Here is a 13,545-nt window from a genome sequence, read left to right as displayed (position 1 = left end):
ATCGCTACGCGATCAGGATGCGGCGCAGCTCAGCGAGCTCGGCGTCGGGGACCCCCGCGGCGGAGAGGTACTCGCCGACCGATCCGTACTGTGCCCGCAGCCGACCGAGCAGGGCTCGCATGACCGGCGCCGGCGACGCCGTGGCGAGTTCCTCGGCATGGCGGGCCTCGGGGTGGGCCGCACGCAGCCACGCCACCACTCGACGGTTGCGCGCGACGGGCAAGGATGCGGCGGTGCGGGCGTAGTCGGTGACCACGGCGTTTTCGTCGACACCCGCCGCCGCGAGGATCAGCGCGATCGAGACTCCGGTACGGTCCTTGCCCACCGTGCAGTGCACGAGGACGGGCTGCGCTTCCACCACCGCGCGCACGACGGCGGCGAGCGCGGGGGCGGCGTCGTCGACGAGTCGGTCGTACATCGCTGTCAGACTCACGTCCTCGACGAAGAAGGATGCGACGGACCCGAGGAACAGCGGCACGCGCACGGTCTCCGGCGCATCCGCTCCGAGGAAGGTGGGATCAGTGCGCACCTCGTCGTCGTCGCGCAGATCCACGATGCGCCGCAGGCCGAGCCCCGCGATGCGACGGCGGGTGCCTTCGTCCAGACGGGCGAGGTTGCCGGAGCGGAACAGCACGCCGCTGCGGGTAATCCTCCCGCCCGCGGGGAGCCCGCCGATGTCGCGGAAGTTGACGGCTCCGGCGATGAGACCGCCGGGCTCGCTCATGGTGTCGGCGCGGTGCGCGGCGGCACCGGATACCGCCCGGCGATGGCGAGACGGTTGAACGCGTTGATGGAGACGACGATCCAGCTCACGGCGACGTACTCGGCCTCGGAGAGAACGAACCCCACCCGGTCGTAGACCTCGTCGGAGACCCCCTCCTCGTGGATGAAGGTGAGCGACTCGGTGAGCTCCAGCGCCGCACGCTCGCGGTCGGTGAAGACGCCCGACTCTCGCCACGTCGGCAGCTGCGCGACGGTGTCGACGTCGAGACCCGCCTTCATGCCCCGGTCGAGGTGCACCCGCACGCAGTAGGCGCAGCCGTTGAGCTGCGAGGCGTGCAGCTGCACGAGCTCCTTCAGCCGCGGCTCGACGCCGGCATCCGCCGCGAGCGCGCCCACCTGCTTGGCCATCGCGTCGATCGCCTGATAGACCTCCGGTGCCGCCTTCGACAGGTGCACGCGCCGCTGATCACCCATGCGGCCCACCCTACCCACGCCGGAAGCCCTACGGCGCGGTTCCGGAATGGGACGCGTACGCGCCCACTATCGGAGCGCGCGCCGTAGCATTCGGGGGTGACCGACGACGCTTTCGACGAGTTCTCCTTCCTGCCCGCCCAGGCCGAGAGCCTCGGACTCACGGGGCCGCTGCCCACGGCCGAACGGCGGAATCTGACGCTGCCGGACGGCAGGACGCTCTCCGCCCTCCGTTACGGCGACGAGACCCCGGTCGTGACGTTCCTCCACGGCGCCGGCCTCAATGCGCACACCTGGGACACCACGATCCTCGCGCTGGGGCTTCCCGCGCTCTCCATCGACCTCGCCGGGCACGGCGACTCCTCGTGGCGTGACGACGCGCAGTACGTCGCGCGCACGCTCGCCCAGGATGTGGTGCCCGCCCTCGAGTCGTGGACCCGGGTCCCGCAGGTGCTGGTGGGGCATTCCCTCGGCGCGCTCACCGCGACCGCGGTGGCGGCGGCGCGCGGCGACCTTGTGCGCAGCCTCGTGCTCATCGACCTCACCCCCGGGGTGGATCCCGCCGCAGGCCCCGCGCAGATGCGCGCGTTCTTCTCCGGCCCGACGGACTGGGCCGACCGGGAGGAGCTCGTGGAGCGAGCACTGTCCTTCGGGCTCGGCGGCTCGCGCGAAGCAGCCGCGCGCGGCGTGTACCTGAACTCGCGCGTGCGCCCCGACGGTCGAGTGGAGTGGAAGCACCACTTCGCCCACCTCGCGGCGGCGGCCGCATCCGATACCGGGGCTTCGGCGCCGGACGCCATGCGAGAGCTTCTCGCCGTCAGCGGATGGGACGACCTCGCCGCCGTGCGCGGGCCGATCACCCTCGTGCGCGGCGACGCGGGATACGTCACCGAAGCGAATGCGGAGGAGTTCCGCGTGCGCCGTCCGGATGCCGACGTGATCGTCGTGCCCGCGCACCACAACGTTCACGAGCAGATCCCGGATCGACTCGCGGCCCTGCTGCGTCGGATCGTCGAGGAAGGATGACGCAGTCGAATTGTGACGTGACGCAGCCTCCCCCAGCCCCGGCGGCGATCTAGGCTGGTACACCGCACCGCCCCGTCCTCCCTCCATGCCCCGCGTCCGCGGAAAGGACCACCCATGCATCGCCGAACGCCCCTCGCCCTCGCAGCGCTCGTGGCCGCCGCCGTCCTCTCCCTCTCCGCCTGCACGGCCTCGACGACGCCGACGCCGACGGGCTCCCCGGATGCGGACTCCTCCGTCGTCGTGCGGCTCGCGCTCGAGCCCACGAACCTCGACATCCGTCAGACCTCGGGCTCCGCGCTGGACCAGATCCTCATCGACAACCTGTACCAGGGCCTCGTCGCACGCACGCCGGAGCAGGAGATCGTGCCGGCGCTGGCCAGCGATTGGACCGTCTCGGACGACCGCCTGACCTACACCTTCACGCTGCGCGAGGGCGTCACCTTCCACGACGGTCAGCCGTTGACCCCCGAGGACGTCGTCTCCTCGCTGACGCAGCACCGCGACAACGCGGAATGGGTCGACGCCGCAAACCTCGCGAACGTCACGGGCGTGACGGCCGACGGCCAGAAGATCACGCTGACTCTCTCCCAGCCCGACTCGCAGCTGCTGTGGAACCTCAGCGGCCGCGCCGGCATCATCCTCAAGGAGGGCGACAGCGTCGATTATCAGACGGCAGCCAACGGCACCGGCCCCTTCACGCTCGAGCGCTGGACGCGCGGCGACAACATCACGTTCGCCCGCAACCCCGCCTACTGGGGCACGCCCGCCAAGGCGGCGGAGGTCGTCTTCGACTACATCCCGGACAATCAAGCAGCCCTCAACGCCGCCCTCGCCGGCGAGGTCGACGTGGTGACGGGCTTCGATGCGAACCTGAAGACGCAGATCGAGGCGAACGGCGACTTCTCGCTCGTCGTCGGCGACTCGACCGACAAGGGCACGCTCGCCTTCAACCAGACGTCCGGCCCGCTCGCGGACAAGCGCGTGCGACAGGCCATCCGCCAGGCGATCGATCACGACGCCTTCGTCGAGGCGCTCGGCGCGGGCAAGACGATGTACGGCCCGATCCCGTCCCTCGACCCCGGCTACGAAGACCTGTCGGAGGTCGCTCCGTACGATCCCGACGCCGCCAAGAAGCTCCTCGCTGACGCCGGCGCCTCGGACACGACGCTGACGCTCACGATCCCCTCGTTCTATCCGGCGACGATCTCGCAGCTGCTCGTCTCGGATCTGAATGCCGTCGGCATCACCCTGAAGGTCGACTCGGTGGACTTCCCGACCTGGCTGAACGACGTCTACATGAACCACGACTACGAGTTGAGCTTCGTGCTGCACACCGAGGCGCGCGACTTCATCAACTGGACGAACCCGCAGTACTACTTCACCTACGACAACCCGCAGGTCACCGAGCTCTACGCGCAGGCGCGTGCGGCCACGACCGATGAGGCGGCGGCGGAGCTTCTCGCTCAGGCGGCACGCATCGTCTCCGACGATGCAGGCGCGGACTGGCTGTACAACGGAGCCAGCGTGGTCGCCGTCGGCACGAACGTGTCGGGCTTCCCCTCGGTCAACGTCAACGAGCGGCTCAACGTGACCGAGCTCGGCAAGAGCGACGGGTGATCCGATACGCGCTGATGCGACTGGCCCTGCTCGCTGCGGGGCTGGTCGTGGCCAGCGTGATCATCTTCTTCACCCTGCGCATCCTGCCGGGCGATGTCTCGCAGCTGATCGGCGGCACGAACTCCACGCCGGCGCAGATCGCCGCCATCCGTGACCGGCTGAATCTCGATGCGCCTCTTGCCACGCAGTACCTCGACTGGATCGGCGGGGTGCTGCGCGGCGACCTCGGCACCTCTTTGCTGACCGGAACGCCGGTGTCCGCGGAGCTCGCCGAGAAGGCGCAGGTCACCCTTCCGCTCGGGGGGCTCTCGCTCATCATCGCGCTGCTGTTCGCCGGACCGCTCGGCGTCGTCTCGGCGCTCCGGCGCTCACGGCTGGGCGGCACCGTCATCGGCGTGGGCGCTCAGACGCTGGCGGCGGTCCCCGTGGTCTGGGCCGGGATGATGCTCGTGGTCGTGTTCGCGGTCTGGTGGGGTGTGCTTCCGGCGCAGGGCTTTCCCCGCGACGGCTGGAGCGATCCGGGGGCGGCGCTTCGTTCGCTCGTGCTGCCGGCATTGACGATCGGCATCGTGGAGGGCGCGATGCTTCTGAGATTCGTGCGCAGCGCCACACTGCAGGCCATGGGACAGGAGTACGTGCGCACAGCCGCCTCGCAGGGCCTCACCCGCACGCGAGCACTCGTCCGGCACGGGCTGCCGGGCGTCGGTCTGTCCGTGGTGACGGTGCTGGGACTGCAGGTCGCGGGCATCATCGTGGGCGCCGTGGTGATCGAGCAGCTGTTCTCGCTGCCCGGCGTCGGACGGATGCTGGTGCGCGACGTGTCTGCGCGCGACCTGCCGATGGTGCAGGGCGAGCTGCTCGCTCTCACGGCTTTCGTGCTGGTGGTCGGCTTCATCGTCGATCTCGTGCACCGCGCGATCGATCCGCGTCAGAGGGAGTCTGCGGCATGAGTGCTCCTCGTCGCTCGTGGTGGCGTCGGCTGCTGTCCGAGCCCGCCGGTGTCACCGGCGTGGTCATCGTCCTCACCCTGCTGGCGGTCGCCGCCCTTGCCACGTTATGGACGCCATACGACCCGCAGGCCGCGGATGTGGCCGGTCGGTGGGCGGGCCCAAGTCCGGCGCATCTGCTCGGCACCGATGCGACCGGTCGAGACATCCTGAGCATCCTCATGGCGGGCTCGCGCACGACGGTCGCGGTGGCCGTCGGCGCTGGTGTCATCGCGACGATCGTGGGGCTCTCGCTCGCCACGCTCGGCGCCCTCACCCACCGCTGGGTGCGGGAGTCCGTCGCGGTTCTCGTCGACATGCTCGTCGCCTTCCCGGTGCTCCTGATCGCCATGATGATCTCCGCGGTGTGGGGCGGATCGCTCGCCGTCGTCGTGTGGTCGGTGGGGATCGGCTTCGGTGTCAACATCGCCAGGGTGAGTCGACCGGAGCTGCGTCGGGCGCTGCACAGCGACTTCGTCGTGGCGGCGCGCGCGTCGGGCCTCTCCGGATGGCAGAACCTCACCCGGCACCTGCTGCCCAACGTGGCTCCCGTGTTCATCGTGCAGCTGTCCTGGTCGATGGCGGTCGCGGTGCTCGCCGAGGCGGGGCTCAGCTACCTGGGCTTCGGAGCGCCCGTGACGGATCCGTCGTGGGGGGTGCTGCTGTCGCAGCTCCAGCAGTACCTCACCGTCTATCCGCTCTCGGTCCTCTGGCCCGGTCTCGCGATCACCGCCACCGTCCTCGGGTTCAACCTGCTCGGCGACGGACTCCGCGACGCCACCGACCCGACGCTGCGCACCCGCAGCGGGTCGGCCCGGCGTGCGCGCACCCATCTGCCGGAGGTCGTCGCATGAGCCTGGAGGTGACCGAGCTCGTCATCGAGATCGACGGCGTCCGCGTGGTCGACGGGCTCAGCTTCCACGTGGCCGACGGCGAGCGACTCGGGATCATCGGCGAGTCCGGATCGGGCAAGTCGCTCACGGCGCTCGCGGTCCTGGGGCTGCTTCCCGAGGGAGCGACGGCGAGCGGCAGCATCCTCCTGAACGGCCGCGAGGTGATCGGCGCGCCCGAGCGGGAGCTCGCCCGCATCCGCGGTGACGAGGTGGGAATCGTGTTCCAGGAGCCGCAGAGCGCCTTGAACCCCATCCGCACGGTCGGACGCCAGATCGCCGAGGCACCCCGTATTCACCGGGGCCTCGGCCGCGCAGCACGGCGCGAGGTCGCCGTGGCCGGCGCCCGGCGCGTGGGACTTCCCGAGCCCGAACGCATCGTGGACCGCTACCCGCACCAGCTCTCGGGCGGACAGCGTCAGCGGGTGGCCATCGCCATGGCTCTCGCCCTGGATCCGGGCCTGCTCATCGCCGACGAGCCGACGACCGCGCTCGATGTGACGATCCAGGCGGAGATCCTCGCCCTGCTGCGCACACTCGTGGCGGATGCGGGGATGTCGCTCGTGTTCATCACGCACGACCTCGCGGTGCTGGCGCAGATCGCGACGCACGCCGTCGTGATGGACCGCGGCCGCATCGTCGAACAGGGCCCGGTGTCGACATTGCTGACCGCACCGCGTTCGGCGACGACCCAGGGACTGCTGCGCGACGCGCGGGCGACCCTGTGGCGGCCCGACGGGAAGGAGGAGCGATGACGGCCCTGCTCTCCGGCCGCGGTCTCTCGCGCACCTACCGCGCACCGCGCACCGCGCCTCTCGCGCCGCGAGGGCTGACGCACGCGCTCGACGGGGTCGACATCGATGTGCACGAGGGCGAGTCGCTGGGCGTGATCGGCGAGTCGGGCTCGGGCAAGTCGACGCTCATCCGTCTCCTGCTCGCGCTCGACACCCCCACCTCCGGCACCGTGAGCTTCGAGGGCCGCGACGTCGACCCGACCGCATCCGCGCGCCGGCTGCACTGGCTCCGGCGCCAGACGGGCATCGTCTTCCAGGACCCGTACGCGTCGCTCGACCCTCGGATGCGGGTGGGCCGTATCGTGGGAGAGCCGCTGTGGGCCCTCGGCATCGCGGGCGACCGCGAGAAGCGCGTCACCGAGGTGCTCGAGGACGTCGACCTCCCGGCCGATGCCGCCGCGCGCTACCCGCACGAGTTCTCGGGCGGACAGCGTCAGCGGATCGCTCTCGCCCGCGCCCTCGTGCACCGCCCGCGCCTGCTCGTCGGAGACGAGCCGCTGTCGGCACTCGACGTGACGGTGCGCGCGCAGATCATCCGTCTGATCGACCGTCTGCGCAGCCGCGACGGCCTGAGCCTGCTGATGGTCTCCCACGACATCGGTGTGGTGCAGGCGCTCTGCGATCGCGTCATCGTGTTGAAGGACGGCCGCATGGTGGAGGAGGGCCCGACCTCGCGCGTCCTGCAGCATCCGAGCGCGCAGTACACGCAGCGGCTGCTGGCCTCTGTCCCGACGCTCCCCGAGGCCTGAGCACGTCAGCGCGAGAACAGACCGCGCTTCTTCTTGGGCTTGAGCGACTTCTGCAGGTAGACCGTGCCGAGCCAGCGCCCGAACTTGAACCCGACGCGTCCCATGCGCCCGACCTCGGTGAAGCCGAGCTTCTCGTGGAGGCGGATGGAGCCCTCGGCGCCCTTGTCGCTGATGACCGCGACGAGCTCGCGGATGCCCTTGTTCTCGCAGGCCTCGATCAGCGCCGCCAGGAGAGCGGTTCCCAGCCCCTTGCCCGAGGCCGCCTGACCGAGGTAGATCGAGTCCTCGACCGTGTAGCGGTAGGCGGACTTGCCCGCCCAGGGCTGCACGAGCGCGTATCCCAGGATCTGCCCCGACGGACTCTCCGCGACCAGGAACGGCAGTTCGAGCTTGCGCAGATGATCGAACTTCTCCCGCCACTTCGCCAGCGACCACTTCTTCTCATCGAAGGTCACCACGGAGTTGGTCACGTAGTAGTTGTAGATCTCGCGGATGTCGGGGATGTCGGCCGTCGTCGCCTCGCGGATGCGGAACTCGAAGCCGCGCTCGGGCGGAGCCTGGCGGCGCAGGTGTCGCGGAAGCCGCCGACGGCGCTGGTATTCCTCTTCGAGCATGGCGCCCAGCCTACGCGGGAAGACGCCAATCGATGCCCGTGGCGCCCTGCGCGATCAGCAGCTCGTTGACCCGGGAGAACGGACGCGATCCGAAGAATCCCCTGCTGGCCGACAGCGGCGACGGATGCGGCGACTGGATACTCGGCACGTCGCCGAGGATCGGGGTGAGGCCCGCCGCATCCCGCCCCCAGAGCACCGCGACCAGGGGTCCTCCACGCTCGGCGAGGACGCGGATCGCGTGCTCGGTGACCTTCTCCCAGCCCCAGCCACGGTGGGATGCGGACGCGCCCGGCGCGACGGTCAGCACCCGGTTCAGCAGCATGACGCCCTGCTCGCTCCACGCCGAGAGGTCACCGTGGGCCGCCGGCGGGACGCCCAGGTCGTCGTTGAGCTCGCGGTAGATGTTGGCGAGGCTGCGCGGGATCGGCCGCACATGCGCGTCGACGGCGAACGAGAGACCGATCGGGTGGCCGGGCGTCGGGTACGGGTCCTGCCCCACGATGAGCACTTTGACGCCCTCGAGCGGGCGCTGGAAGGCGCGCAGGACTCGATCTCCGGCGGGCAGGTAGGAGCGTCCGGCAGCCGCCTCCTCACGCAGCCGCTCCCCCAGCGCGGCGATGTCGGCGGCCACCGGGGCGAGGGCTTCGGCCCAGCCCGCATCCATGAGACCGGCCGCGGCGAGCTCGGGCAGCGTCTTGGCCATCGGTCAGGCGGAGCCGGGAAGGCCCTGGTCCTCTTCGATGACCGAACCCTGCCACGACCAGGGGAAGTCGATCCACAGGTCGGTGTTCTTCCAGCTGAAGTCCGGCTGGATGATCGTCGTCGGCTTCGTGTAGATCACGGCCGAGCGCACGTCCGCGCCGCGCTCGACGAGCAGGCGCACGGCGAGATCGAGTGTGCGGCCGCTGTCGGCGACGTCGTCGACCAGGAGCACACGACGCCCGTTCAGGTACGTCATGTCGAGCTCAGGGGGAAGCAGCTCCGGAGCCTCCAGCACGGTGCCGATGCCGGTGTAGAACTCGACGTTGATCGCGCCGCAGTTCTTCACACCGAGTCCGTACGCGATCGCTCCGGCCGGTAGCAGTCCGCCGCGGGCGATCGCGACGACGACCTCGGGCACGAAGTCGGCCGCGATCACGTCGCGGGCGATGTCGCGGCTCGCTTCGCCGAACAGGTCCCAGGTCAGCGTTTCGCGTTCGGGCGCCACGGCGCTCTCCTCGTTCGTCACCGTCCCAGCCTAGAGCGCGGCGCGGTGTAGCGTTTCGCCATGACCGGCACCCGCGCCCCCGGTCGATCGGCGCTCGGCATCACGGCGGGCCTGATCGGCTGGTTCATCCTCGTCGAGATCGTCAGCGGCATCCTGCAGGGCTACTACGTGCCCCTGTTCAGCGACATCGTGGTGCATCTGGGCGTCCACGACGCCGACGTCAACTGGTTCGAGGCCGCGCAGCTGCTGCTGTCGGCACTCGTCGTTCCGGTCATGGCGAAGCTCGGCGACATGTACGGGCACAAGCGCATCCTGTTGGTCGCCACGATCCTCACCGCCGGCGCCACGTGGTGGATCGCCTTCGCGGGCACCTTCTGGAGCTTCCTGATCGCGTGGGCGCTGCAGGGCTTCTACGTGGTCTGGCTGCCGCTCGAGATCGCGCTGATCTTCGAGCGCGGCCGCCGGCAGGGCCGCGGGGTGTCCGCCACCCGCCGAGCAGCCGGTCTTCTCGTGGTGGGACTTCAGGCCGGCGCCATCATGGGTGCGCTGGCGGCCGGGCGTCTGTTCGCAGCCACGGCCGAGAACCTGTCTCTGACCCTCATGCTGCCGGCGATCGCCGTGACGCTGATCGGCGTCGTGATCTGGCTGGGCGTTCCCGAATCCGAGCCGGTTCCCGGACGCCGACTGGATGCGGGGGGCTTCGTCATCCTCGCACTCGCGCTGCTGCTCGTCACCGGCGCCCTCACCTTCCTCCGCATCAACGGCCCCGGCTTCGTCTGGACGTGGCTGCTGCTCGCTGCGGGCATCGCCGCCTTCGTCTGGTTCGTGCGGTTCGAGCTTCGCCAAGAGGATCCCGCCGTCGACATCCGCGTCCTGCGCAGGCCTGAGATGTGGCCGGTACAGGCCACGGCCGCCCTGGTGGGCATCAGCCTGCTCGGCGCGCAAGGTCCGCTGTCGACGTACGCGGGCACCGATGCCTCGCTCGGCTACGGACTGGGCCTCGATGCCACCGGGCGCTCCAATGTGATCGGCGTGTATCTGGTCTCCCTCATCGTCGGCGCCGTGATCTTCTCGATCACCTCTCGGCGAGCCAGCCCGCGCATCGTGCTCATCGGAGCGGCTCTGCTGGTGGGCGTCGGCTACCTGCTGTTCCTCCCGCTGCATCGGGAGCTGTGGCAGGTGCTCATGAGCCTGTCGATCGCGGGCCTCGGCTCGGGCGCGCTCGTGGCCGCACTGCCCGCCGCCGCTGCGGCCGCGGCGCCGCGGGGCCAGACCGGCATCGCCTCCGCGCTGACCAACACGACCAAGACGATCGGCGGCACTTTCGCCTCGGCCGTGTTCGGCGTCGTGCTCGCGGTCGGCGCGGGTGCCGTCGCGAGCTCGACCGCCGCATCCCTCGGCGGTTACATCACGGTGTGGATCGTCTGCGCCGCCGGTGGTTTCGCCGCCGCCGCGGTGCTCGTCGTCGTCCCCAAGGTGGCCTTCGCCGACACCGACACCGAGGCCACGGCGCACGCGGCCGCATCCGGGGGCACGACCGCGCGCTGAGCCCGAGGATCAGTCCGCGCGGCGACGCTCCCGCTCCTCGAGCCTGTCGACCACGGCGGCCGTGACGCGGAGGATCTCCGACCACTCGTCGGGGTCCGTCGTCACGACGTCCCGAGAGCGCGTCATGAGCAGTACATCGTCGATGATCTCGACGTCCCACCCTTCCATCTCGGCCAGGAGGGCCCGCGCGAACGAAAGGTTGTCCTCCTCGAAAGGCTCGCGCTGTGCGGGCCCGGGTTCGGTGGCCAGGGCGCGCGCGTCGCTGTGCGCCGGCCGAAGCACGGTGCGGGGCAGCGGACGGCTAAGACCGATACGGATCCACCCGCCGAACTGGTTGTGGCCATACGCGCTCGTCCCCCAGTCCTGCTCGAAGTCCGACCACTCGATGAGGCGTCCCGCGGGCGTAGCCCGCCGCAGGGCGCGCGTCTGGACGAGCCGACCGCGATAGCTCCGTGTCGGCAGCCCGGCAGGAAACGGTCCGGGGTGGTAGGTGCTCGCGCCCTCCGGGCCTCGCGGTCAGCGCGTCGACGCCGAGCGCCGGTGCGCTCACGCGCTCAGCCCTCGCGCACGCGCAGCGGCTCGCGGGCGACGAGGTGCTGCGCGGACTGCGCGACGGGTCGCACCGTCACGAGGTCGAGGTTCACGTGGCCCGGCGCGCCCAGCGCGTACGCGATGACGTCGGCGACGTCGTCCGGGGTCAGCGGGTTCTCGACGCCGCGGTAGACAGCGTCTGCCGCATCCCGATCGCCGCCGAGCCGGTTCAATGAGAACTCCTCGGTGTAGACCATCCCCGGAGCCACCTCGCTCACGCGGATCGGTTCGCCGTTGAGCTCGAGTCGCAGCGCCTTGACGAGCATGCTCTCGGCCGCCTTCGCGGCGTTGTACCCGCCGCCGCCCTGGTACGCGACCTGCGCGGCCGTCGAGGTCACGAACAGCGTGTCGGCGTGGCCGTCGGATGCGGCCGCCCGCCGCAGCTGGGGCAGCAGCAGCGCGACCAGGCGCTGGGTCGACAGCACGTTGGCCTCGTACATCCATCGCCAGTCGTCGGGATTGCCGTCGGCGACGTCGTCGACGCCCCGCGCGCCGCCGGCGACCTGCACGAGAGCGTGCAGCGGGCCGGATGCGGCGAGCCAGGCGGCGAGCGCCCGCACATCGGCCTCGACGGTCAGATCGGCCGCGTACGCCACGGCGCCGGTGTCGGCCTCCAGGGCGGCGAGCCGCTCGGCGCGACGCGCGACAGCGACCACCTCCCACCCGTCGGCGCGGAGGCGCCGTGCGGTCGCCTCGCCGATCCCCGTGCTCGCACCCGTCACCACTGCTCGTCTGTTCGCCATGCACTCACGCTAGGCCCTCGCGGTGAACCGGGTGTTACACGGCCGGCCCGCGCCGTTGTTACCCCGCGTTTCTCGGACGTTGTCGCCCGCGCCGCGCCCCTCTAGCCTCGTGATGTCCGCGACAGCCGCCGCGGCACCCGCAGACTTAGGAGCACGTGATGTCCGCACCCGAGAACTGGCTCTTCGAGACCAAGCAGATCCACTCCGGCGCCGCACCGGATCCCACCACCAAGGCCCGCGCGACCCCGATCTACCAGACCACGTCGTACGTGTTCGACAACGCCGATCACGCCGCGAACCTCTTCTCGCTGGCCGAGCCTGGCAACGTCTACACCCGCATCATCAACCCCACGCAGAGCGTCGTTGAGGAGCGCGTCGCCGCGCTCGAGGGAGGCACGGCAGCGCTGCTGGTCGCCTCGGGTCAGGCGGCCGAGACGTTCGCCGTGCTGAACATCGCCGGAGCGGGCGACCACATCGTGTCCTCCAGCTCGATCTACGGCGGCACCTACAACCTCTTCAAGTACACGCTCGCCAAGCTGGGCATCACCACGACCTTCGTCGAGAACCAGGACGACCCCGAGGAGTGGCGTCGCGCGGTCCGCCCCAACACCAAGCTGTTCTTCGCCGAGACCGTCGGCAACCCGAAGATCAACGTCCTCGACATCCGCACGGTCTCCGACGTCGCGCACGAGGCCGGCATTCCCCTGATCGTCGACAACACGATCGCCACCCCGTACCTCATCCGTCCCTTCGAGTTCGGCGCCGACATCGTCGTGCACTCCGCGACGAAGTTCCTCGGCGGTCACGGCACGACGATCGGCGGTGTCATCGTCGACGGCGGCCGCTTCCCGTGGTCGCAGCACGTCGACCGCTTCCCCGAGCTCACCGAGCCCGACCCCTCGTACCACGGTCTCAGCTACACGGGTGCGCTGGGCGACGGCGTCGCCTACGTCACCAAGGCCCGCGTGCAGCTGCTGCGCGACCTCGGCGCCGCGATCGCCCCGATCAGCGCCTGGCTGCTGCTGCAGGGCATCGAGACCCTCTCGCTGCGGGTCGAGCGCCACGTGCAGAACGCGCAGGAGATCGCGGAGTGGCTCGAGAACCAGGACGACGTCGCCTCGGTGAACTACTCGGGTCTTCCGACCTCACCCTGGTATGCCGCCGCCAACCAGTACGCCCCGAAGGGCGTCGGCGCGGTGCTCTCGTTCGAGCTCAAGGGCGGCGTGGGCGCCGGACGCGCCTTCGTCGACAACCTCACGCTGTTCAGCCACCTCGCCAACATCGGCGACGTGCGCTCGCTCGTGATCCACCCCGCCTCCACGACGCACTCGCAGCTCACGCCTGAGCAGCAGCTCACGGCCGGTGTCACGCCGGGCCTCGTGCGCCTGTCGGTCGGCCTCGAGAACGTCGCCGACCTCAAGGCGGACCTCGAGAGCGCGCTCGCCGCCGCCCGCCGTGCCTCGGAGGCCGCGCGCGCCTGAACCGCCTGACACGAACGCCCCGGATGCCGCATCCGGGGCGTTCGTGCGTTCCGGCACCGCGGCTGTGACGTAACACGGACGCGGACGCGCGAGGACCCCGGGACA

15 protein-coding genes are annotated in these 13,545 nt (G+C 70.4%); 8 read left to right on the top strand and 7 right to left on the bottom strand.

Annotation, left to right across the window (positions count from 1 at the left end; translation table 11 throughout):
- Positions 1–4: 4 nt before the first annotated feature.
- Both KYX17_RS11310 and KYX17_RS11305 read right to left on the bottom strand, forming a co-directional pair.
- The gene (locus KYX17_RS11310; RefSeq protein ID WP_243227075.1) at positions 5–724 is read right to left on the bottom strand and encodes a tyrosine-protein phosphatase; all 720 of its coding nucleotides are present in this window, start codon (positions 722–724) and stop codon (positions 5–7) included.
- Entirely contained in the window at positions 721–1,197 is a 477-nt protein-coding gene (locus KYX17_RS11305; RefSeq protein WP_243227074.1) for a carboxymuconolactone decarboxylase family protein, read from the bottom strand. The genes KYX17_RS11310 and KYX17_RS11305 overlap by 4 nt, the downstream gene beginning before the upstream one ends.
- A 96-nt stretch (positions 1,198–1,293) precedes the next feature.
- Here KYX17_RS11305 and KYX17_RS11300 point away from each other — a divergent pair, with 96 nt between their 5' ends.
- The 6 genes from KYX17_RS11300 (at position 1,294) to KYX17_RS11275 (ending at position 7,256) form a co-directional block, all read left to right on the top strand.
- Positions 1,294–2,220 (top strand): alpha/beta fold hydrolase, encoded by a 927-nt coding sequence (locus KYX17_RS11300; protein WP_243227073.1) that lies wholly within the window; start codon positions 1,294–1,296, stop codon positions 2,218–2,220.
- A gap of 114 nt (positions 2,221–2,334) precedes the next feature.
- On the top strand, positions 2,335–3,837 hold the full coding sequence (locus tag KYX17_RS11295; protein ID WP_243227072.1) for an ABC transporter substrate-binding protein: 1,503 nt from the start codon (positions 2,335–2,337) through the stop codon (positions 3,835–3,837).
- Complete coding sequence (locus KYX17_RS11290) at positions 3,834–4,787, top strand: ABC transporter permease (RefSeq protein WP_243227071.1); 954 nt, start codon at positions 3,834–3,836, stop codon at positions 4,785–4,787. The genes KYX17_RS11295 and KYX17_RS11290 overlap by 4 nt, the downstream gene beginning before the upstream one ends.
- Complete coding sequence (locus KYX17_RS11285) at positions 4,784–5,677, top strand: ABC transporter permease (RefSeq protein ID WP_243227070.1); 894 nt, start codon at positions 4,784–4,786, stop codon at positions 5,675–5,677. The genes KYX17_RS11290 and KYX17_RS11285 overlap by 4 nt, the downstream gene beginning before the upstream one ends.
- Entirely contained in the window at positions 5,674–6,468 is a 795-nt protein-coding gene (locus tag KYX17_RS11280) for an ABC transporter ATP-binding protein (protein WP_243227069.1), read from the top strand. Before KYX17_RS11285 ends, KYX17_RS11280 begins: the two co-directional genes overlap by 4 nt.
- Positions 6,465–7,256, top strand: coding sequence for an ABC transporter ATP-binding protein (locus KYX17_RS11275; protein WP_243227068.1), 792 nt, complete (start codon positions 6,465–6,467; stop codon positions 7,254–7,256). The genes KYX17_RS11280 and KYX17_RS11275 overlap by 4 nt, the downstream gene beginning before the upstream one ends.
- A gap of 5 nt (positions 7,257–7,261) precedes the next feature.
- On the opposite strand, the gene KYX17_RS11270 is transcribed toward KYX17_RS11275, so the two are convergent.
- The 3 genes from KYX17_RS11270 to KYX17_RS11260 are packed head-to-tail and all read right to left on the bottom strand — an operon-like array spanning position 7,262 to position 9,077.
- Complete coding sequence (locus tag KYX17_RS11270) at positions 7,262–7,870, bottom strand: GNAT family N-acetyltransferase (RefSeq protein ID WP_243227067.1); 609 nt, start codon at positions 7,868–7,870, stop codon at positions 7,262–7,264.
- Positions 7,871–7,880: 10 nt separating this feature from the next.
- Positions 7,881–8,573, bottom strand: coding sequence for a uracil-DNA glycosylase (locus KYX17_RS11265; protein ID WP_243227066.1), 693 nt, complete (start codon positions 8,571–8,573; stop codon positions 7,881–7,883).
- Between the two features lie 3 nt (positions 8,574–8,576).
- Positions 8,577–9,077 (bottom strand): phosphoribosyltransferase, encoded by a 501-nt coding sequence (locus KYX17_RS11260; RefSeq protein WP_243227296.1) that lies wholly within the window; start codon positions 9,075–9,077, stop codon positions 8,577–8,579.
- Positions 9,078–9,137: 60 nt separating this feature from the next.
- On the opposite strand from KYX17_RS11260, the gene KYX17_RS11255 reads away from it, so the two are divergent.
- The gene (locus KYX17_RS11255; protein ID WP_243227065.1) at positions 9,138–10,625 is read left to right on the top strand and encodes an MFS transporter; all 1,488 of its coding nucleotides are present in this window, start codon (positions 9,138–9,140) and stop codon (positions 10,623–10,625) included.
- 9 nt (positions 10,626–10,634) lie between these two features.
- Here KYX17_RS11255 and KYX17_RS11250 read toward each other — a convergent pair whose 3' ends face one another.
- Together KYX17_RS11250 and KYX17_RS11245 are read right to left on the bottom strand one after the other, a co-directional pair.
- Positions 10,635–10,907, bottom strand: a complete 273-nt coding sequence (locus KYX17_RS11250) for a hypothetical protein (RefSeq protein ID WP_243227064.1) — start codon at positions 10,905–10,907, stop codon at positions 10,635–10,637.
- Positions 10,908–11,179: 272 nt separating this feature from the next.
- Complete coding sequence (locus KYX17_RS11245; RefSeq protein ID WP_243227063.1) at positions 11,180–11,959, bottom strand: SDR family oxidoreductase; 780 nt, start codon at positions 11,957–11,959, stop codon at positions 11,180–11,182.
- A 158-nt stretch (positions 11,960–12,117) separates the two neighbouring features.
- Between KYX17_RS11245 and KYX17_RS11240 the strand changes: the two genes are divergently transcribed.
- Entirely contained in the window at positions 12,118–13,440 is a 1,323-nt protein-coding gene (locus KYX17_RS11240) for a bifunctional o-acetylhomoserine/o-acetylserine sulfhydrylase (protein WP_243227062.1), read from the top strand.
- Positions 13,441–13,545: the final 105 nt, after the last annotated feature.

It is taken from the genome of Microbacterium sp. CIAB417, from assembly GCF_022788845.1.
The sequence above is the reverse complement of the archived record's forward strand: the minus strand, read 5'-3'. Positions and strand labels throughout refer to the sequence as shown.